At 35.0% G+C, this 20,278-nt stretch carries 18 protein-coding genes; 9 read left to right on the top strand and 9 right to left on the bottom strand.

What is annotated here, in order from left to right; translation table 11 throughout:
* Positions 1-42: 42 nt before the first annotated feature.
* Entirely contained in the window at positions 43-3,750 is a 3,708-nt protein-coding gene (gene purL, locus Anndu_RS16060) for a phosphoribosylformylglycinamidine synthase subunit PurL (protein ID WP_464102154.1), read from the top strand.
* Between the two features lie 24 nt (positions 3,751-3,774).
* Here purL and Anndu_RS16055 read toward each other — a convergent pair whose 3' ends face one another.
* From Anndu_RS16055 to Anndu_RS16030, 6 genes are all read right to left on the bottom strand, one after another.
* The gene (locus Anndu_RS16055; protein ID WP_464102153.1) at positions 3,775-4,293 is read right to left on the bottom strand and encodes a TolB family protein; all 519 of its coding nucleotides are present in this window, start codon (positions 4,291-4,293) and stop codon (positions 3,775-3,777) included.
* 23 nt (positions 4,294-4,316) lie between these two features.
* Positions 4,317-5,156 carry a Ycf66 family protein gene (locus Anndu_RS16050; protein ID WP_464102152.1) on the bottom strand — a complete coding sequence of 280 codons (840 nt, stop codon included), beginning with the start codon at positions 5,154-5,156 and terminating at the stop codon, positions 4,317-4,319.
* 119 nt (positions 5,157-5,275) lie between these two features.
* Entirely contained in the window at positions 5,276-5,404 is a 129-nt protein-coding gene (locus Anndu_RS16045) for a hypothetical protein (RefSeq protein ID WP_464102151.1), read from the bottom strand.
* 250 nt (positions 5,405-5,654) lie between these two features.
* Positions 5,655-6,356 (bottom strand): precorrin-2 C(20)-methyltransferase, encoded by a 702-nt coding sequence (gene cobI, locus Anndu_RS16040; RefSeq protein ID WP_464102150.1) that lies wholly within the window; start codon positions 6,354-6,356, stop codon positions 5,655-5,657.
* Positions 6,353-6,979 carry a precorrin-8X methylmutase gene (locus Anndu_RS16035; RefSeq protein ID WP_464104132.1) on the bottom strand — a complete coding sequence of 209 codons (627 nt, stop codon included), beginning with the start codon at positions 6,977-6,979 and terminating at the stop codon, positions 6,353-6,355. Before Anndu_RS16035 ends, cobI begins: the two co-directional genes overlap by 4 nt.
* A 247-nt stretch (positions 6,980-7,226) precedes the next feature.
* The gene (locus Anndu_RS16030) at positions 7,227-8,555 is read right to left on the bottom strand and encodes a tetratricopeptide repeat protein (protein ID WP_464102149.1); all 1,329 of its coding nucleotides are present in this window, start codon (positions 8,553-8,555) and stop codon (positions 7,227-7,229) included.
* 132 nt (positions 8,556-8,687) lie between these two features.
* Here Anndu_RS16030 and Anndu_RS16025 point away from each other — a divergent pair, with 132 nt between their 5' ends.
* Complete coding sequence (locus tag Anndu_RS16025) at positions 8,688-10,769, top strand: DNA polymerase III subunit gamma/tau (protein WP_464102148.1); 2,082 nt, start codon at positions 8,688-8,690, stop codon at positions 10,767-10,769.
* Here the strand turns inward: Anndu_RS16025 and Anndu_RS16020 are convergent.
* Positions 10,766-11,155: a hypothetical protein gene (locus Anndu_RS16020; protein ID WP_464102147.1), complete on the bottom strand. Its 390-nt coding sequence runs from the start codon at positions 11,153-11,155 to the stop codon at positions 10,766-10,768. The genes Anndu_RS16025 and Anndu_RS16020 overlap by 4 nt on opposite strands.
* A gap of 132 nt (positions 11,156-11,287) precedes the next feature.
* Here Anndu_RS16020 and Anndu_RS16015 point away from each other — a divergent pair, with 132 nt between their 5' ends.
* The 4 genes from Anndu_RS16015 (at position 11,288) to arsC (ending at position 13,962) form a co-directional block, all read left to right on the top strand.
* The gene (locus tag Anndu_RS16015; RefSeq protein WP_464102146.1) at positions 11,288-11,809 is read left to right on the top strand and encodes a tetratricopeptide repeat protein; all 522 of its coding nucleotides are present in this window, start codon (positions 11,288-11,290) and stop codon (positions 11,807-11,809) included.
* Positions 11,810-11,871: 62 nt separating this feature from the next.
* Positions 11,872-12,192 carry an ArsR/SmtB family transcription factor gene (locus tag Anndu_RS16010; RefSeq protein ID WP_464102145.1) on the top strand — a complete coding sequence of 107 codons (321 nt, stop codon included), beginning with the start codon at positions 11,872-11,874 and terminating at the stop codon, positions 12,190-12,192.
* A 186-nt stretch (positions 12,193-12,378) separates the two neighbouring features.
* A complete protein-coding gene (gene arsB, locus Anndu_RS16005) occupies positions 12,379-13,515 on the top strand; it encodes an ACR3 family arsenite efflux transporter (RefSeq protein ID WP_464102144.1) in 1,137 nt (378 codons plus the stop codon).
* A 42-nt stretch (positions 13,516-13,557) separates the two neighbouring features.
* Positions 13,558-13,962, top strand: a complete 405-nt coding sequence (gene arsC / locus Anndu_RS16000) for an arsenate reductase, glutathione/glutaredoxin type (protein ID WP_464102143.1) — start codon at positions 13,558-13,560, stop codon at positions 13,960-13,962.
* A 124-nt stretch (positions 13,963-14,086) separates the two neighbouring features.
* On the opposite strand, the gene Anndu_RS15995 is transcribed toward arsC, so the two are convergent.
* Together Anndu_RS15995 and Anndu_RS15990 are read right to left on the bottom strand one after the other, a co-directional pair.
* Positions 14,087-15,091 (bottom strand): ETX/MTX2 family pore-forming toxin, encoded by a 1,005-nt coding sequence (locus Anndu_RS15995; RefSeq protein ID WP_464102142.1) that lies wholly within the window; start codon positions 15,089-15,091, stop codon positions 14,087-14,089.
* Between the two features lie 167 nt (positions 15,092-15,258).
* A complete protein-coding gene (locus Anndu_RS15990) occupies positions 15,259-16,806 on the bottom strand; it encodes a hydantoinase B/oxoprolinase family protein (protein WP_464102141.1) in 1,548 nt (515 codons plus the stop codon).
* A gap of 129 nt (positions 16,807-16,935) precedes the next feature.
* On the opposite strand from Anndu_RS15990, the gene Anndu_RS15985 reads away from it, so the two are divergent.
* The 3 genes from Anndu_RS15985 (at position 16,936) to Anndu_RS15975 (ending at position 20,251) form a co-directional block, all read left to right on the top strand.
* Positions 16,936-17,634: a type IV pilin-like G/H family protein gene (locus tag Anndu_RS15985; protein WP_464102140.1), complete on the top strand. Its 699-nt coding sequence runs from the start codon at positions 16,936-16,938 to the stop codon at positions 17,632-17,634.
* Between the two features lie 197 nt (positions 17,635-17,831).
* Positions 17,832-18,566, top strand: a complete 735-nt coding sequence (locus tag Anndu_RS15980) for a lipoate--protein ligase family protein (protein WP_464102139.1) — start codon at positions 17,832-17,834, stop codon at positions 18,564-18,566.
* Between the two features lie 95 nt (positions 18,567-18,661).
* Positions 18,662-20,251 (top strand): S8 family serine peptidase, encoded by a 1,590-nt coding sequence (locus Anndu_RS15975; protein WP_464102138.1) that lies wholly within the window; start codon positions 18,662-18,664, stop codon positions 20,249-20,251.
* Positions 20,252-20,278 lie beyond the last annotated feature (27 nt).

The raw sequence follows: 20,278 nt of genomic DNA, 5'->3' as shown, positions 1-20,278 counted from the left end.
TAGTGTAAAATGATCCTGAAAGTTAATTAAAATGGTTATCTTATGTCTACACCCTTTACCCCAGAAGAAATTGCCTCCGAAGGTATTACCCCCCAAGAATATGAAGAAATAGTTAAACGCTTAGGCAGACACCCCAACAAAGCCGAGTTAGGGATGTTTGGGGTAATGTGGTCAGAACATTGTTGTTATAAAAATTCTCGTCCTTTATTATCTCAGTTCCCCACCACCGGAGAAAGAATTTTAGTGGGGCCTGGAGAAAATGCGGGTATTGTGGATCTAGGCGATGGTATTCATTTGGCTTTTAAAGTGGAGTCTCATAACCATCCCAGCGCGATCGAGCCGTTTCAAGGGGCGGCCACAGGTGTGGGCGGTATTTTAAGAGATATTTTCACCATGGGAGCAAGACCGATCGCCCTGTTGAACTCCTTACGTTTCGGAAATTTAGATAACCCCCGCACTCGTCACATTTTTACGGGAGTTATTGAAGGAATATCACATTATGGTAACTGTTTAATAGCGCAAGAAACTTTAATTTGGCGTGATCAAAATGGAGTACATTTTGATACTATTGGCAATTTTGTTAATAGTCGTTTACCTGAAAATACAACTACTGTTGAATTAACAGAAAATATTGAAACTTTATCCCTTGATCAAGATAACCATGCCTGTTGGCAACCGATCAAACGTATTTTTAAACGTCAAACTGATCAATTAATTACCATCAAAACTGCTTTAGGTAGAAGTTTAACATTTACGCCTGATCATCAATGTGTAATTTTAACTGATGAAGGTTTAAAAACAGTTTCAGGATCACAATTAAAAGAAGGTGATACCATACCTTTATTAATTAATTTACCTATAGCTGAAAATAATACTAAAGAAATTGATCTCATTTCTTGTCTCAAAAATATAGATAATGTTTATATAGACTTACCCGAAAACTATCAATTTTCCGATGAGGCTAAAGCAAAATTAAAAACCATTGAGCCTAATAATCAAACCAGACATCGTTATCAAAGTAAAGGTTATTTACCCCTTAATTTATTCTTAGAAATTGAACCAGAATTAAAGCTCGAACGTCAAGAAATTCGTTTATATAAACGCAGTGGTAAAGCCAATTATGTAGAAGGGGTAATCAAATTTAATGATACCTTTGCCCGTTTATTAGGTTATTATCTTTCAGAAGGTTGTGTGTCTGAAAATGGCAATACTTACAAAATTATCTTTACATTTGCTCACCATGAAAAAGAGTATGTAGATGATGTAATTTTAGGTTTAAAAGAATTAAATCTTAACCCTTGTATCGAAAAACGTGAGTCAACAATAGTCGTTTATGCTACCTCATGGTTACTCGGTTATCTCTTAAAAGAAGTGTGGCAATGTGGCGATAAAGCTCATACTAAAGCCCTACCTCCTTTCATTTTTAACTGGGATCGCACCTTACAAAAAGAACTCTTAAAAGGTTTATTTCGAGGAGATGGATCTTTTAGCACAAAAACCAATGGTAGTCATGGTAAAATAACTTTTGCCACAGCTAGTCATAAACTTTTTGAACAAACCTTAATACTGTTACAAAGTCAAGGTGTTATTCCCTATATTTATTGTCGTCAAGGTGGCGAAGGTGAAATACAAGGAAGAAAAGTTAATCGTTTACCATTATGGCAGTTAGAAATTACTAATATTGATGGTTTAACAGCCCTAGTTGATCTATTTGGTAAAAAACAAAATCAAGAATTAACTAATGCCTTAGAAAATTATCAAGATCATAGTCATTCTTTCCCCCGTTATCAAGTATCTAACCAACTAGCATTTGTTAAGATTAAAAATCTTGAAACCTTATCAGTTGAAAATGAAAATGTCTATGATATTGAAGTAGAAAATACCCATCTATTTGTTACTACTTCCGGTATTGTCACCCATAACTGCGTGGGAGTGCCAACCGTAGGCGGTGAAGTCTATTTTGATCAGGCTTATACGGGCAACCCCCTTGTTAATGTCATGGCTTTAGGTTTAATGGAAACCCCTGAAATAGTTAAGGCGGGAGCTTCAGGGGTGGGCAACCCTGTGTTATATGTGGGATCAACTACCGGCCGTGATGGTATGGGAGGAGCGAGTTTTGCTAGTGCGGAGTTAACGGATCAGTCAATGGACGATCGCCCAGCCGTGCAGGTGGGTGATCCCTTTACGGAAAAATGCTTGATCGAAGCCTGTTTAGAGGCTTTTAAAACTGGTGCAGTGGTAGCGGCTCAAGATATGGGGGCGGCCGGTATCACCTGTTCAACTTCCGAAATGGCGGCCAAAGGCGGTTTAGGTATTGAGTTAGACTTGGATAAAATACCCGCAAGGGAAAAGGGCATGATCCCTTATGAATATCTACTCTCTGAGTCTCAAGAAAGAATGTTATTTGTGGCTCATAAAGGGCGTGAGCAGGAGTTAATTGATATTTTCCATCGTTGGGGTTTACAGGCTGTGGTAGCGGGAGAGGTATTACAAGAGCCGATCGTGCGGATCCTATTTCAAGGTGAAGTTGCCGCCGAAATACCTGCCACTGCTTTAGCTGATAATACCCCCATCTATCATCGAGAATTAATCTCAGAGCCTCCCCAATACGCTCAAGAGGCTTGGGCATGGAGTGAAAACAGTTTACCTCCTTGTGATATTAATGGGATTGAAATTAATGGTAATATCAAAAGTTATAATGAGATCTTACTAGACTTGTTAGATAGTCCTACGATCGCCTCGAAACAGTGGATCTATCGTCAATATGATCATCAAGTGCAAAATAATACCTATATTATGCCCGGTGGCTCGGATGCTTCTGTGGTGCGGATCCGCCCCCATAATAAGGGTGTGGCCGCCACAACGGACTGTAACCCCAAATATACCTATTTGAACCCCTACGAGGGGGCTAAATGTGCCGTAGCTGAAGCCGCCCGTAACTTAAGCTGTGTGGGGGCTTTACCCCTTGCCGTCACCGATAACCTTAATTTTGGTAGCCCTGAAAAGGCGATCGGTTATTGGCAGTTAGCTAATGCTTGTAAAGGTATATCGGAGGCTTGTAAGGCTCTTAATACTCCGGTAACTGGGGGTAATGTGTCCTTATATAATGAGACTTTAGATAGTGACGGCAAACCTCAACCCATTCACCCCGCCCCTGTGATCGGCATGGTGGGCTATTTAGAGGATGTAACTAAAGCTTGTGGTCAAGGTTTTCAAAATACGGGAGATTTGATTTATTTATTAGGTATAAATCAAAATAATTTACCTGTGTTTGGTGGTTCGGAATATTTAGATCAAATTTATCATTTATTAACAGGTCATCCCCCGATCGTTAATTTTGACTTAGAAAAACAAGTACAATTGACTTGTCGTGAAAGCATTAATAATAACTTAGTAAAATCTGCCCATGACTGTGCTGAAGGTGGCTTAACTGTAGCCTTAGCTGAATGTTGTATTAATGGGAATAAAGGTGCAAATATTAATCTTAATACCCAAGAAAATCAGCGTTTAGATAACCTTTTATTTGGGGAAGTGGCTAGTTATATTATTGTTACAATTGCCCCTGAAAATGTTAGTCAATTTGAGCAATTGTTAACAGAAAATTTAACACAAAGTTGGTTAAAAATTGGTCAAGTTTCTGACTTAGAAAACGGTTTACAAATTAATGTTAATAATTCTAATTTAATTAATGTTAAAATTGATCAAATTAAAGACAAATGGAGTAGCGCGATCGAAAGAAGATTAGCTTAACCGAAAAACTCAGATATTGCTCCTCTATTGAGGAGTATTTTCTACATCTAACTCAATATTCGGCCCTCGATCTAATACTTCAATATCCCACTGCCCACGACGGGCTGTTTCAAAGGTGATATAACGTCCATTGGGGCTAATCTGAGGATTTCTGAGCCAGTAGCGATACCCTTGACTAATGATCTCGTTACGTTGGGTAAGACGATCATAAAGTGCGATCGCAGGAGAACCGGTGCGACTGGTTAAATAGACTAAATAACGTCCCGTGCGGCTTAAACTGGGATGGGACGAAATTGCGTCAGATTGATTAACTCCTCTTAGACTCACAAAGCTCTTTTCTTGTAAATCATATAAAAAGATTTCACTGCTACCGTGACGACTAGAAACAAAGGCTAAATAACGGCCATTTCCGCTTAAAGATGGTTCTTCATCATTAAAATTACTATTTAAAGAAACGGGCAGGAGAGTATTATTTGCATTATTACAAGCAGTTAATACTCCCATCATTAAACTAAAACAGATAATTTTAATTAATTTAACCATCTAAATTTACGATTTGTTTTAGTTTAATAATCAAAATTAATTGGTTTACGGCGCTCATCTTCCCGATCCCAATCCTGATCTTGATTGTTTTCATCTTCATTTAATGGCTCATAATCAACATAATCCTCTGATTGACTAAAATCATCATCATCACTGTAGGGAGTGCCAATATCCATCGGCTTAGGGCGTGGTTTTCGGGGGGGTTGAGGGCGGTTGTTAAAATTGGAACGAGAACGGCTAGGAGTTTCGTTGTAATCTTGATCTTCCCAGTGATCGGGTATTTCTCGCCAGTCTTGTTCGGTTTGATTTTCAACGGCTGGACGGGTGGGTGGACGATTGGAGCGGTTACGTCTAGGGGGTGTATTTTCTGTATAATTAGAACGGGAACGACTGCGGGGGGGGGGATTTCCCTGATCTTCTCTTTCTGAGCGTCTATTAGTGCGAGGCTCTTGATAACCTCTTAAACGGGGATTATTATAATCTGGTTCGCCTTCATAATCGTAGGGTTCTAATTGATCTAATTCAGCCCGATAAACTCTGGTGGAGCTAACGGGGCGATCGTCATCTATAATTCTGGTATTGCGTCTGGCTTGTTCGGTGGCTACGCCCCTGAGTCTAATGCTTTCCACTGCAAAAAAGATCACGGATCCGGTTAACAAAAATTGACCAAATTGTAAAATTGGATCAAGTCGCCATCCTTGAAAGAGGAGAATAAAGCCACAGAGTAAGCCCACGGCCGCAAAAAAGATGTCATGATCCCTTGAGACTTCAGGGCGGATCGATCGCATAAAATATAAAGAAGCACCGGCCACGGCCAGAAAAATGCCGAGAATACTAGCGGAATTAAGTCCAAAATTAACCATAATAAAAGATATTTTTAAGCTTAAAGAATTAGATTAATTAATGATTTATGATAACAATTTCGATTTTTTCTTTAATCATTTTAATTATAACAATAAATTAAATATGATTGAGATCGGATTTAATCTTGATCTTTCGGCTTAGTCAAAATAACGCGCCAAAGTACAAATAATAACATAAATAAATAACCTGATACCGTTAGCCAATCTTGCCAACTACCTAATATATTTAAAGTTTGATGATTATTCATAATTGATGATTATAAACAATAAAGTCAAATTATTAGAAAATTGATCATTAATTGATCTAAATAATATTTGTTTCTACCTAACTTGATATGTAAAACTATTACAATTTATTGCCCCAAACCCTGAAGGGTAGGGCTATATAGATAAAGCCTGTCTGCACAGGCTATAATCAAGCCTACGCAGGTAGGCTTTGTTTGTGTAGTATAAGGCTTTAGCCTTCATGAAATCATTTTATCAACTGTCAATTATTCATTATAAAGGTTTAGTTTCACTGGGAATTAAAATTAATGACCAATAGGTAATTTCTGATAAATTAACTTCTTTAATTGGTACAATTCTTTGATTTTCCCATGTTGCCCTTTCAATATAACAGGCTCGATCTAATAAATTTAATTCTGCTAAAATTGATTTAACTTTAGGAAAATGTCGCCCTAATTTAATAATAGCGGCCGCATCACTTCTGGTTAAATTTTCTTTGATTATTTCTGCTTCTAAAGTGGCCGGAATAATGGTAAAAATATCATTACGATAGGTTAAAGGTACTCCTAACATGGCCGCACTGGCCATCACCGAAGAAATACCCGGAATAACTTGCACTTCAAAACGGGGGGATAAACGGTTAAAAATATACATAAATGTGCCGTAAAGCATGGGATCCCCCAAACATAATACGGCCACATCTTGCCCCTGTTCTAAATGGGTGGCGATTTTTTGCGCCCCTAAATCATAATAGGGTTGGGACGATCGATCCACACTAAAGGGTAAGGGCATGGCTATTTCTATTTGTTGGGGGCTGATGAAGTCGGCTACTAATGCCCTTGCTAAGACTTTACCATTTTCCATGGTAGGATAGGCGATCACCGGACAACTGGTTAGGATCCGATGGGCTTTAATGGTTAATAATTCTGGATCCCCCGGCCCAATACCGATCCCATATAAACATCCTTGTTTCAAATTTCACTCTCCTTAGCTAAAGCATTAACGGCGGCCACAGCGATCGCACTGCCTCCCCTTCTCCCGTGTAGGGTAATAAAGGGTACACCACGAGAATTATAAGCTAATTCGGCCTTTGATTCCATTGCACCCACAAAACCCACGGGAAAACCTAATATTAAGGCGGGTTTGGGAAAACCTTGATCTAATAATTCCAAGAGGTAAAATAAGGCCGTTGGGGCATTCCCAATGACTACCACTGAGTTAAGCAGATCATTTTCCCATAAATTAAGGGCGGCCGCCGATCTAGTATTATTAATCTTTTTGGCAAGATCTGGCACTTTAGGATCATTGAGGGTACAAATTATTTGATTATTAACGGGTAGTCTGCTTTTGGTGATGCCATGCGCTACCATTTGGGAATCACAAAGTATTTTCGCTCCCTGTTGCAGGGCTTGACGGCCTTTTTCCACAGCATCGGCCGAGGCTTCTAAGTCTTCAACAATATCAGTCATACCACAGGCGTGGATCAATCTGACGGCAACGTGAGCTAAATTAGGCTTTAAATGGTCTAATTTGGCTTCTTGACGAATCATAGCAAATGATTTGAGGTAAATTTCCTCTCCGTTACGAATATAATCAATCATTATTTAATCAGTGGGAAGTAGAAAGTGGGAAGTGGGAAGTGGGAAGTAACCCAAACCCTAAAGGGTTCGGCTACATAAACAAAGCCTGTCTTCACAGGCTTTATTCTAGTCTGCGTAGGCAGACTTTGTTTTTGTAGTATAAGGCTTTAGCCTTAATCACTTTAAATAACTACTTGATCCTAGTCTGCGTAGGCAGATTTTGTTTTTGTAGCATAAGGCTTTAGCCTTAATGACTTTAAATAACTTAACTGACTAATTTATTTTTACGGGCGATCGCCATTTCAAAATCAGGTTTTAAAGCGATCGCTTGATCATAACTTTGCACAGCCTCCTCAAAACGGGTTAAATGTTCTAAGGCACAACCACGACTATACCAAGCCTGAACAAAATCTGATTTCAGTGTGAGTGCTTGATCCCAACTCTCGATAGCCTTTTCCCATTGTTTAAGATTATAAAGGGCATTACCACGATCGTTCCATGCTTGAAAATCTTGAGGATTAATTTTTAAGGCTTGATCAAAAGAGGCGATCGCTTCTTCTAAACGGCCTAAATGTCCTAACGCACTGCCACGATTATGCCAGATCGCACTAAAATTAGGATTTAAACTTAAAGCCTGATCCCAATAGGCGATCGCCTCTAACATTTCACCTTGATCAGCCTTGGCCAAACCTTCATAAAATAAACTTTCAAACTCCGCAGGCCGATCCTTACCTTGCTCCTCGTTTGCCTGAGTTACTTCTTGATCAGTTTGATCACTAATATTATTATCATCTATTACTTGTGTAAATAAAGAATTAAGTTCTTCTGGGGGAATTTGCATTTGTTGCCCTAAAACAGTGATAATATCCCGAATATTATCACTATTTACTTGTAATTGAGAAGCCACTTGTGAACGAAGATTACTGTCATTTTTCAGCCTTTCAACTAATTCTTTTAAAGTTAAAGTTTCAACTCTAGTGGGTTGATTTTCCTCTGGCTCTGGGCTATCCTGCCAAGGATCCGGCACCGTTTTAACCTCAGTTTTAATCTCTGGAGGTTGGGCAGATAAAGATTGATCTTCAACTTGATTATTTTCTGTTTCAATAGTTGTTTGAATTTCTGTTGGAATAGGGGCGATAATCTCTTGCGCAAAAATTTGATCGGGCCCTTCATATTCCCAGATAATACTACCTGGTTGACGGGTCACTAATAAACGGCCAATTTGATAAGATTTTTCAGCAATATTTTTTAACAATAATTCATCTTGGGCTTTCTGGCCAAACTGTAACATTTTTTGGCCAAGTTGTTGATCAGCATAGGAAGAAGCCAATAATTTTTCCTCAAAACGGTTTAACCAAGATAGCCATAACTCCTCTTTTCCCCTCTCCCCTAAAATTTTAAAAAAATTAACCAATTTTTGAGAATGCCACCCGTGAGACACCCCTTCTAACAGTTGTAACCATAAAAATTCATAGTCTTGATCATTTAATTCAGGTACAATTTCCGTAGACAAGCCCTGCTTCTTCGTGGAAGGATGGCCTTTTCTTCCCTTAACAGTTGATTTACTTAAACTTTGCCAAATTTGTTTGAACATCCCCAAACTATTACTCCTTGATGAAAACAATCAATATTATATTATTTTACGTTATGATAACTATAGCTTAGTTATTCCTTATTTGTTAATCAGATTAATCACGCAAATTTTTGAATTTTAATTTTATTATCTATGTCTTATGTCCCTTTACATCATAAATATCGCCCTCAAACTTTTGGTCAATTAGTTGGACAAGAAGCGATCGCCACAACTTTAACTAATGCCATTGTTAACAGAAAAATCGCTCCGGCCTATCTTTTTACAGGGCCTAGAGGCACGGGAAAAACGTCTAGCGCCCGTATTTTAGCAAAATCTTTAAACTGTTTAAAAAGTGACGTTCCCACCCCCGATCCCTGTGGAGAGTGTGAAGTTTGTCGTATGATCGCTTTAGGATCGGCTTTAGATGTAATTGAAATAGATGCCGCTAGTAACACCGGTGTGGATAATATTCGAGAATTGATTGAAAAATCCCAATTTGCACCCGTTCAATGTCGTTATAAAGTATATGTAATAGATGAATGTCATATGTTATCACAGGCGGCTTTTAATGCTTTATTAAAAACCTTAGAAGAACCCCCAGAAAGGGTAGTTTTTGTCCTTGCAACAACGGATCCACAAAGGGTTTTATCTACTATTATTTCCCGTTGTCAACGCTTTGATTACCGCAGGATTCCATTAGAATCAATGGTCAATCATTTAATAAAAATTGCTCAAAATGAAACTATTGAAATTGAAAAAGATGCCATAACTTTAGTAGCCCAAATTGCCAATGGTGGCTTAAGAGATGCTCAAAGTTTATTGGATCAATTAAGTTTATTATCGGGTACAATTACTGTTGATAAAGTGTGGGATTTAGTAGGAGCAGTACCTGAAAAAGATCTATTACAATTAATCAAAGAAATTAGAAATAATAATAGTGAAGGTGTGATTAATCAATGTAGACATTTAATGAATCGGGGGCGAGAACCGATCATTGTTTTACAGAATTTAGCTAATTTTTATTTAAGTTTATTAATTGCCAAAACTGCACCGCAAAGATCTGATTTAGTGGCCGTTACTGCCCCCACTTGGGAACAATTATGTCAAGAGGGAAAAGAATGGGAAATATTTAATATTTTACAAGGTCAAAAATTATTAAAAGATAGTGAATTTCAATTAAAAAATACCACCCAACCCCGTTTATGGTTAGAGGTAACTTTATTAAGTTTATTACCTTCTGCCCAAGTTAAGACAGTGGTAGTAGAAACTAATAATCAAAATGTTAAAAATAATCCTTCAACTGTGGTTCAAAAACCTCAAAATATTAACACGAATATTAATCCAAATATTAACACAACTATTCAAGAAAAGCAACCAATTAATAATAGTAATATTCAGGAAAAACCGCCTATTCAAAAACAAGTAGAACCTGTAAATTCAGTTAGTCAACCCCAAGCAAATAATCAAGGTGAAAATAATCAAAATAGTGATAATTTATCAAATCAACAAATTTGGCAAAAATTTTTAGAAATTGTCCACCCACCCACCACAAAAGCTTTATTTCAACAACAATGTTATTTAATTAGTATTAGTGGAAATGTGATTTATATAGGGGTAAAAAATGAACCATTATTAAAGTTAGCACAGGGTAAAATTCCTAATGCTGAGGTGGCATTTCAACAAATTTTAAATCAAAAAGTACAAGTTAAAATTCAAGTAGAAAATGCTCAAACCCAAAAAAAAAATATAAATAATAAGGTAGATCGTCTAGCTCAAACTAATCATAATATTATTCAAAATAATATTCTTAGATCTTCTTTTTCTAAACCAAAAAAAATTGACAATCAACCCCATAATCAGCCCCCAGAAATTAAAGAAAAGCCTCAAGAAAAACCGCCAATTAATCCCCCCCCAGTTCCCGATAATGTCATTAAATTTGAACCTAAAAATAAGGTTGATCAAACAGAAATTTCTGAAACGGAATTTGATCATATTTCTTCCCAATTAGCTGAAGTTTTTAAAGGAGAAGTAATCGAAATTAGTGATTATTTTAACATTGATTATGATCAGGATTTAGAATCAGTAGAAGGAGAAAAAAATCATGATCATGATGATGAAGTTAATAAGATCACTCCTTCAGAAAAACCAATTTCTTCTGAAAAAAATCCACCTAATATTATTATTATTAATCGTCCTTCTATCAATTTTGATGATGAGGATGAAATTCCTTTTTAATGATCTATATTAAAATATATTTCTCCCGATGTATTATAATAAAAAGATGATCCATTATTTTGATAATAATAACCTCGATTATAGGGATAATTATTATTATGAATTATCCGATTTTGATAGGGGTTATTATTATTATTGATCGTACTATGTCCAGTATAGGGATTAACAGGAATAGGGGTAGGAATAGGGCTACCATAAATAAAATTAGCACTAGGATTTTGATTTTGATAATAGGGATAAGGTGCGTAAGGATAAGGGGAATAGGGATAGTTAAAAGATGGTTGATTAATAATAATAATTCGATCAGCTTTCGCCGGAAAAGAAACTAGCCCCCACAAGGTTAATCCTAGTCCTAAAGATGTTAAAATTTGTTTAAGGTTAAGCATAATTTTAGGAGGGAATAAATAACTAATTTTGTTAATGTTTTTTTCTTCGCAATTTAATGACGATCATGTTATTAAAAAAGTTCCTCAATCAACTAATAATAACTAATAAACAATAATTATTAACAAATAATCATGAATAATCAAGAAAAATTTAATGAATTTTATTTATTAGGAAAAGACGCTTTAGATAAAGGTTTTTATCGTCAAAGTTTAGACTATTTTAATCAAGCAAAAGAGTTGATTTCTGAAAATACCCGTCAAGGTGGGGATTTGCAAATTTGGTTGATCACGGCTTATCAGGCTTTAGGTAAGGAAGAAGAAGCGATCGCCCTGTGTCAAAAATTAACAATTCATCCTAATTTTATTATTAAAAAACAAGCGAAAGATTTATTATATATTTTACAAGCACCACGTTTACAACGCCCTAAAGAATGGATGACAGAAATACCTGATTTAACTAAAATTTCTGATCAAGATCGTAAGTCTAATTATGCCCCTATTCCCAAAGGTAAAACCACAAAATCTAAAGCAATTTCTTTAAATGAAAATAAACTTAATTTGGAAAATATTGAAAATGATAATAACTTTTTAGGTTTTGCTTTAGTTATTTTAGTCTTAACAATTTTAGTTATTTTTGGAGGTAATTTATCTTAATTTTTGGCAAAATGTACAATAAAGATCTTACTTATGAATAATCAATAATCAATCACAAATCAATGACAACTATGGCAAATTTAGAGGATATTTTAAACAGTTTTCAGGCACTTTCTGACTCGATCCGTTTGGAAATTTTAGAATTATTAAAAAGTCAAGAATTATGTGTATGTGAATTGTGCGAAAAATTGAAAATTAATCAATCAAAATTATCTTTTCATCTCAAAAATTTAAAAAATGCTAATTTAATTTTAGCCCGTCAAGAGGGAAAATGGATCTATTATCGTTTAAATTTAACTCAATTTATCTTATTAGAAGAATATTTGGCTCAATATCGCCGTTTTAGTTCTATTTTACCCGCTCGATCGTGTAAAGAATTGTAACTAAATATATCAATTTTTTTTGATATGATAAAATGTTGTTATATAGCCCTCACCCCCTAACCCAAGGGGCGAGGGGGAACTATTTAATAATTTTTGATTGAATATTAGAAAAAACATTCCCATCTCCTTGTGGGAAAGGAGGGAGGGAGTAGATGTAATCAAAAACACAAATCAAAAAAAATTGATATGAATAATCCAAAAATAAACCCTAAAGCTATTCAGGCGGGGGGAAAACTCAATTTATTTGAAAAATACCTTACAATTTGGGTATTTTTATGTATTATTGGCGGAATTTGTTTGGGTAAAATTTTCCCAGAAGTAGCGAAAAATTTGGACGCAATGAGTGTTTATAATGTGTCTATTCCTATTGCTATTTGTTTATTTTTCATGATGTATCCCATCATGGTTAAAATTGATTTTTCCCAAGCAGTAAAAGCGGCCAAAACACCTAAACCTGTTTTATTAACTTTAGTTGTAAATTGGTTAATTAAACCTTTTTCAATGGTGATTTTTACTCAATTTTTCTTAGGTTATTTATTTAAACCTTTACTAACAGCAACGGAAGTCATTAAAGGGCAAGAAATTACTTTAGCAAACTCCTATATTGCGGGTACAATTCTATTAGGAATTGCCCCTTGTACAGCGATGGTTTTAATGTGGGGTTATTTATCCTATAGTAATCAAGGTCATACTTTAATTATGGTAGCGGTAAATTCCTTAACTATGCTTTTTTTATATGCGCCTTTAGGAAAATGGTTACTATCAGCAAATAGTTTAATTGTACCTTGGGAAACTATCGTTTTATCTGTCTTAATTTATGTGGGTTTACCCCTATTAGCAGGAGTTTATAGCCGAGTTTGGATCTTAAGAAATAAGGGCAGAAAATGGTTTGAAAATGTGTTTTTACATTATCTTTCACCCATTGCCGTTATTGCATTATTAATCACTTTAATTTTATTATTTGCCTTTAAAGGTGAGTTAATTATTAATAATCCTTTGCATATTTTACTAATAGCAATTCCCTTATTTATTCAAACTAATTTTATCTTTTTTATTAGTTATTTTATCGCATGGAAATTAAATCTTTCTTATGAAGACTCAGCCCCGGCCGCTTTAATTGGTGCGAGTAATCATTTTGAAGTTGCGATCGCAACGGCCGTGATGTTATTCGGTTTAAATTCGGGGGCGGCCTTAGCCACAGTGGTGGGAGTTTTAATTGAAGTTCCGGTAATGTTAATGTTAGTTGAAATTTGTAAAAAAACTGCTTTTTGGTTTAAAAGAGAACCGGAAAAAGCAACTTTATTTGATCCCCGTTGTTTATAGTTAATAGCAATTTTTACATAAAAATAACTAATCATTAATAATATGAAAAAACTAATGTTTGTCTGTAAAAAAAATTCCTGCCGTTCCCAAATAGCGGAAGGTTTTGCGAAAGTCTTAGGCAAGGATCAAATAATAGTAAATAGTTGCGGTTTAGAAGCATCAAAAGTTCATCCCACCGCTATTAAAGTTATGGCTGAAATAGGCATTGATCTTAGGGATCAAAAGTCTCAAGCTTTAGCAGAATTTAACCCAGAAAATTATGATATAGTTATATCTTTATGTGGTTGTGGTGTTAATTTACCTCAAGCATGGGTATTAAGAGAAACCTTTGAAGACTGGGAATTAATTGATCCAGATGGTCAACCTATAGAAATATTTTATCAAGTCAGAAATGAAATTAAAAATAGAGTTCAAAAATTAATTAATCAAGTAATTTTTTTGTCTTAAATCAATACAGCATAAAGTTATCTCAATGGCAAAAAATTTGTGGAGACTTACGAAGGTGAGTCTCCACAAAAGATATTATCTAAACCTAATTTAGTCTAAATATATTCCTGCCATGATAAAGTCATTAAGGATAGGGTACAAAATCATAGGTTTGAACATCAACGTCATAGGCTTCCACATTTTCGTATACTCCTGTTTTAACGATGACATCCTCAGTTTTACCATTAAGATAAGTACGTCTTTCGGTATAACTAAAAGGAACAGAAATTAAAGCCTTTTTAACAATAACTTTAGCTTTCCCTTTAGAACGAGCAGGAACAACAACTTGAGTAGAAGAACTGATTTTCTTCTCAGTGGAAGTAGAACCACCCCATTCATGACTATAAGAAGCCTTCGTAGAAATTTCGATTTCGGTTTCTGCTAACAAAGGAATACCTGCTTTAAATGTGGCCGCTACCCCTATTTCTATACCTGCCGAATTGTTCCATGTACCTTCTACCGACTTAGTATATTCATAGGCCAGAGTTTGAGTTACATCAGCTGTACCATCATTTTTTACAGTTGTACGCAAAGCTACTTCAGGTGTAACCTCTGTTTTTTCAAAAGAATCTACATCATATTGAATATTAATAATTTCTTTTCTCAAGATGGGTTCACCAACTTCCATCAAAGAATATTTATTCAAGCTACGAATATTGGCGGCCACGTTGTTTCTCTTTCGACACCAATAAACACAAAGAAAATGCCAATCCCAATTATTTTGAATAAAATAATAGGGTAATAAAGCGATTTTATTTCCGTCACCAAGGATCACTTTAAATTTACACCAATCATCAATTTGATCTTTGGTAGCTTGGATTAAATAACCATCACCACCACAATTTATCGCACTCCAGTATTTGTTGTTATGCTTACTTCTGAAGGCAAATAAATCATCTGATAACTTTTCTACTGCAAATTGAGACTCGGGTTGTGACCCATCAAGATCAGTGCGAGTTTCTAAGTTAAGAACATTATTTTCTCGTCCTGTACCTCCAACTTGCACTCCATCTAGTTTAAGTGTGATGACTGGAGGAAAAACAATTGAATTTGAACCTGAGCCTGTGTTAAATATGCTTGTGTTTGCCATTTTGTTTACATGAATTTTATTTTTGATTGTTGGACATAGTATCATTATGTTCCTAGAAAAACAATAAGTTAAAATACCTAAAAATAGCCAATCAATTTATTTTTTATACTCTAAAATTACTTAAGTATATAGGTTTAAGTTTTTTCGTTTTAACTAACTATGAATAATCAATTATTAATTATTCCATAGCCTCCCCCCCCCGGAGTTTCGATAATAAAAGTATCACCAACATTCATTTTTACAGTGGCATTACTATCTAAAATTTCCATAGTTTGATCACTTCTTTTAAGATAATTTTTACCTTTTTTTCCATTTTCACCTCCTGCTAAACCAAAGGGAGAAATTACTCTTTTTTGTGATAAAATTCCCGCCGTCATTTCCTCTAAAAATTTAATTTTTCTAACCACACCATTCCCCCCATTATATAAACCTTTACCCCCACTATTTTCCCTGATGGAAAATTCCTCAATTAACACCGGAAAACGCATTTCTAAAACTTCAGGATCTGTTAATCTTGAATTAGTCATATTAGTTTGAACTGCCTCTGTACCATGATAATTAATACCTGCCCCTGAACCTCCGCAAATTGTCTCATAATATTGATATTTTTCATTACCAAAAGTAAAATTATTCATCGTACCTTGTGAACCTGCCTTAATACCTAAAGCCCCATATAAACTATCAGTAATTGCTTGGGATGTTTCCACATTTCCGGCCACTACGGCCGCCGGATCTTGAGGGTTTAACATTGAGCCTTCGGGGATAATTATTTCTAATGGTTTTAAACATCCAGCATTGAGGGGTATATTATCATTAACTAAAGTGCGAAACACATATAAAACAGCCGCTTTACAGATGGCAGAGGGAGCATTAAAATTATTTAATTGTTGGGGTGATGTGCCTGTAAAATCAATTTTGGCTTGACGTTTTTCCTGATCAATAGTAATAGTAACTTTAATTTTACTACCGTTGTCCATTTCATAGATAAAACTACCATTTTTTAAAACTTTAATCACTTTTTTTACAGATTCTTCCGCATGATCTTGAACAAACTGCATATAATTTTTGACGGTTTCTAAAGTATAATGATCAATCATTTTTAATAATTCTTGAACTCCTTTATAATTAGCCGCAATTTGAGCTTTTAAATCTGCTATATTTTGGGTAGGATTTCGAGCGGGATAGGGATTATTTAATAATAAATCTAATAATTCTTGTTCTCGAAAATTGTTATTTTCTACTAATAAAAAGTTATCAAATAAAATACCCTCTTGATCTAAACTGGTACTATGGGGAGGCATGGAGCCGGGGGTAATTCCTCCTAAATCGGCATGATGTCCCCTTGAAGCTACATAAAAAATAATTTCGCTTTTTTCCTGATTAAAAATAGGGGTAATTACGGTAATATCAGGTAAATGTGTACCGCCATTATAGGGATTATTAGAAATATAAACATCCCCGTATTTAATATGATTAAATTTAGCTTTAATTAAACTATGAATACTCTCACTCATTGAGCCTAAATGTACGGGAATATGGGGCGCATTAGCCACTAAATTACCCTGTTGATCAAAGATGGCACAACTAAAATCTAAACGCTCTTTAATATTAACAGAAGCGGCCGTATTTTGTAAGGTAATGCCCATTTGTTCAGCAATAAATTGAAAGAGATTGGTAAAAATTTCTAAACGAACTGGATCGGGTTTTGTTAACATAAATTAGACTTATAATTTCCTTTTTTAAAAATGATTAATAACTAATGACCAATAACAAATGACAAAAGTTTAACTTTAAGGTAGAATAACAATGATTACTTTTTATTAATATTATTAAAACTTTTTTCTATGAAAATTCGTTGTTTTTCTTCTTCAGTACGTTCTATGATTGTTCCCACCGTTGCGATGGCTTTGATGGGGCTTACTGCTTGTCAGTCTAAAACCAAATGGGCGGGTACATGGGAACTAAAAGAACCCGGCTCCGAAGCGAGTATTAAAGTTATTTTATCTGAAGATGGAAAACTTTACATGATTCCGCCAGAGTCTCCCCAATTTGGGCAACCGCCTAAAACTGCTTATGAATTACCTTTAAAAAGAGTTTCTGATGATACTAAAATACCTGAAGGTTATACCGTAACTAATTTAGAAGAAGAAGCAAAAAAACAAGCTGAATTAGCGAAAAAAGAAGAAGGAAAACAGTATGTAGGGGGCATTTTAAGGGCGCAACAAGCTTATCAATTAGAAAAAAATAAATTCGCTTCTACTTTTGAAGAATTGCAATTACCGATTAAAAATGAAACGGATAATTTTGTTTATAAAATGACTCCTTCATCTGATCTTAAAGCCAATGTAATTGTAACTGCATCGGCGAAAAACCCTGAATATAAAAGTTATTCTGGGGCTGTTTTTAAAGTAAAAGATGGAAAAGAAGACACTTCTAAAATTATTATTTGTGAAACTAACGAAAATTCAACCACTGCCCCGGCCGCCCCAATTTTAGAGGGTAAAGAATTAAAATGTTCAGAGGGTTCAACTATTTTACAATAAAATTTAATAAATATGATTGATTAAAATATAATTTTAGTTCAATGTATAGTGGAACGGCCATCCTTGCCCGTTACAGGCAAGATGCCTGTTTCACACAATTTTAAATGTAGCTAATGAATGGGGAAAATGCAATTTGATCAAGTAAATTTTAGACGATAAAAAATAACCAATAATCAATAATAAATAACAAAAAAATTATGAAAAAATGGCGTTTAATTCCTGCGATCGAAACAAATGGACGTTTACAAATGGCCATAGATCAGTGGTTATTAGATCAACATTTTAGAGGAAAAATATTACCAACCTTAAGATTTTATACATGGAAACCTGTGACAATTTCTTTAGGTTATCATCAAAAAAAATATCCTCAATTTTGGGATAATTTAACCTATCAAAATCAAAAAATTGAGCTAGTTCGTAGGCCTTCAGGTGGTAGGGGAGTTTTACATCAGGGAGATTTAACTTATTTAATTATTAGTTCAGATTTTCAAGGAAAAAGATTAGAAATTTATCAACAAATTTGTCAATTTTTAATTTTAGGTTGGCAAAAGTTAGGTTATAATTTAGCCTATGGAACAACGGGTAGAGGATATATTCATAATCCTAGTTGTTTTCATAGTGCAACGGGAGCAGATTTAATTTTAAATAATGGTTATAAATTAATCGGTAGCGCTCAATTTAAAAAAGGTAATACTATTTTACAACATGGTTCAATCAGATTATTTCCCGATGCTGATTTATTATTAACTATTTTTCCTGAAAGTGAAAAAATTAAGCCCATCTTTGAACAGATCGAAAATCAATTTTCCTTTCAAGAAAAAATTATTAATACTTTAATCGAATCGGCTCAAGAATGTTTTAAAATAGAATTGATGTTAGAGCCGTTTTCCCCACAAGAATGGACAGAAATTCTAAAATTAATTGATAATTAATAATTGATAATTAATAATTAATAGTTGATAATTAGCCAATAACCAATGACTGATTTATAATAAAAAAATCTTATTCTCAACAAAGATCAAAAAATATGAAAAAAAGATTAACCAGTTTAGTTTGTAGTTTAGCCACATTAGGCTTTATCTATCCCTGTTTAGCTTTTAATGAGTCTATTTCAGAAGAAGGGATCAATGCCAGTACCCTTCAGGAAGAACCCTATAATTTAACAGGCAAAAAAATTGGCATTGGTCAAGTAGAATTAGGTCGACCCGGAATGTTTGGCTTTGATAAAGTCATGGCATGGAATACCAATATTCGTTTTGCGGGTCTATTTTATCGGGATAGCTTGGCCGAATCTGATGTAGAATTGGATGATCATGCCATGATGGTGGCCTCATTAATGGTCAGTCGAGATAAAAAAGTTCGGGGAGTTGCCCCTGATGCTAGACTATTTTCCTCGGCCGTGGGAACATGGGAAACAGGAGGTCAAGCTGAAGATTGTTTTACGGGTCAATACGTTGCCCTACAAAATGGTGGGGATGTTCGGGCGATTAATTTTAGTTTTGGCTCTCCTTTATATGATGAGTCTCATTTTAATGCTAGACTTGATGGAAATTCCCTCTTAACTCAATGTGTGGACTGGTCAGCCAGAGTTCATGATACTTTATATGTAATTGCTGGAAATCAAGGTAGTGGGGGTATTCCCATCCCTACAGATAATTATAATGGCTTAAATACCGCTAATAGTAATCAAGTTGACGGTATTTTTCGCAAAGTAGATTTTTCTAATATTAGTGCGGTGCCAAATGGTGTGGGCAATAGTTTAATTGAACGTGAAATTAATCTTGATGGCCGCCGTTCTATTAATTTAATTGCACCTGGGAGCAATATTAATGTTTATGATCTTTATGGCACACAAATGGAAGTAGATGGCACCAGTTTTGCCGCTCCCCATGTGACGGCTTCAGTAGCTTTATTACAGGAATACGGCGATCGCCAGATTTTTAGTAATGCCCCCCATTGGAGTCTTAACTCCCGTAGACATGAGGTAACTAAAGCAGTTTTAATCAACTCAGCCGATAAAATTGAAGATCAAGGTGATGGTTTATTCTTAGGAATGGAGCGCACAACCCTTACCAAACATAATCAAACATGGTTAGATTCTGAGGCTTATAATAATGAGGAAATTCCTTTAGATATGGAAATGGGAGCAGGCCATTTAAACGTATTTCGAGCTTATCAACAGTTAAGCGCAGGTCAATGGAATTATGATCAACCTGTTGCTAATCGTGGTTGGAATTATGGTTCAATTGAAGCAAATCAAGAACAAGATTATGTGATTGAAAAATCATTAAAAGGCGGAAGTTTTGCCTCCATTACTTTAACATGGGATCGTTTAGTTGAATTAAATGATACTAATAATAATCAAGAATTTGACATCGGAGAAAACTTTACTGATCGAGGTTTAAATGATTTGAATATTTATTTAATGCCCGTAGATAGTAATAATAAAACTCAACATCTTTGTGCTTCTATTAGTAAGGTAGATAGCACTGAACATATTTTCTGTAAAATTCCTACCACTGGCCAATATAAAATTAAAGTTGAATATGCTAATCAAGTTAATGAATCAACTCAAAATTATGGTTTAGCATGGTGGACGGTAGACGGTGAACAATAAGCAGTAAGCAAGATTGCTCCTCCTCTG

It is taken from the genome of Annamia dubia NIES-4383 (genome assembly GCF_055394725.1).
The sequence above is the reverse complement of the archived record's forward strand: the minus strand, read 5'-3'. Positions and strand labels throughout refer to the sequence as shown.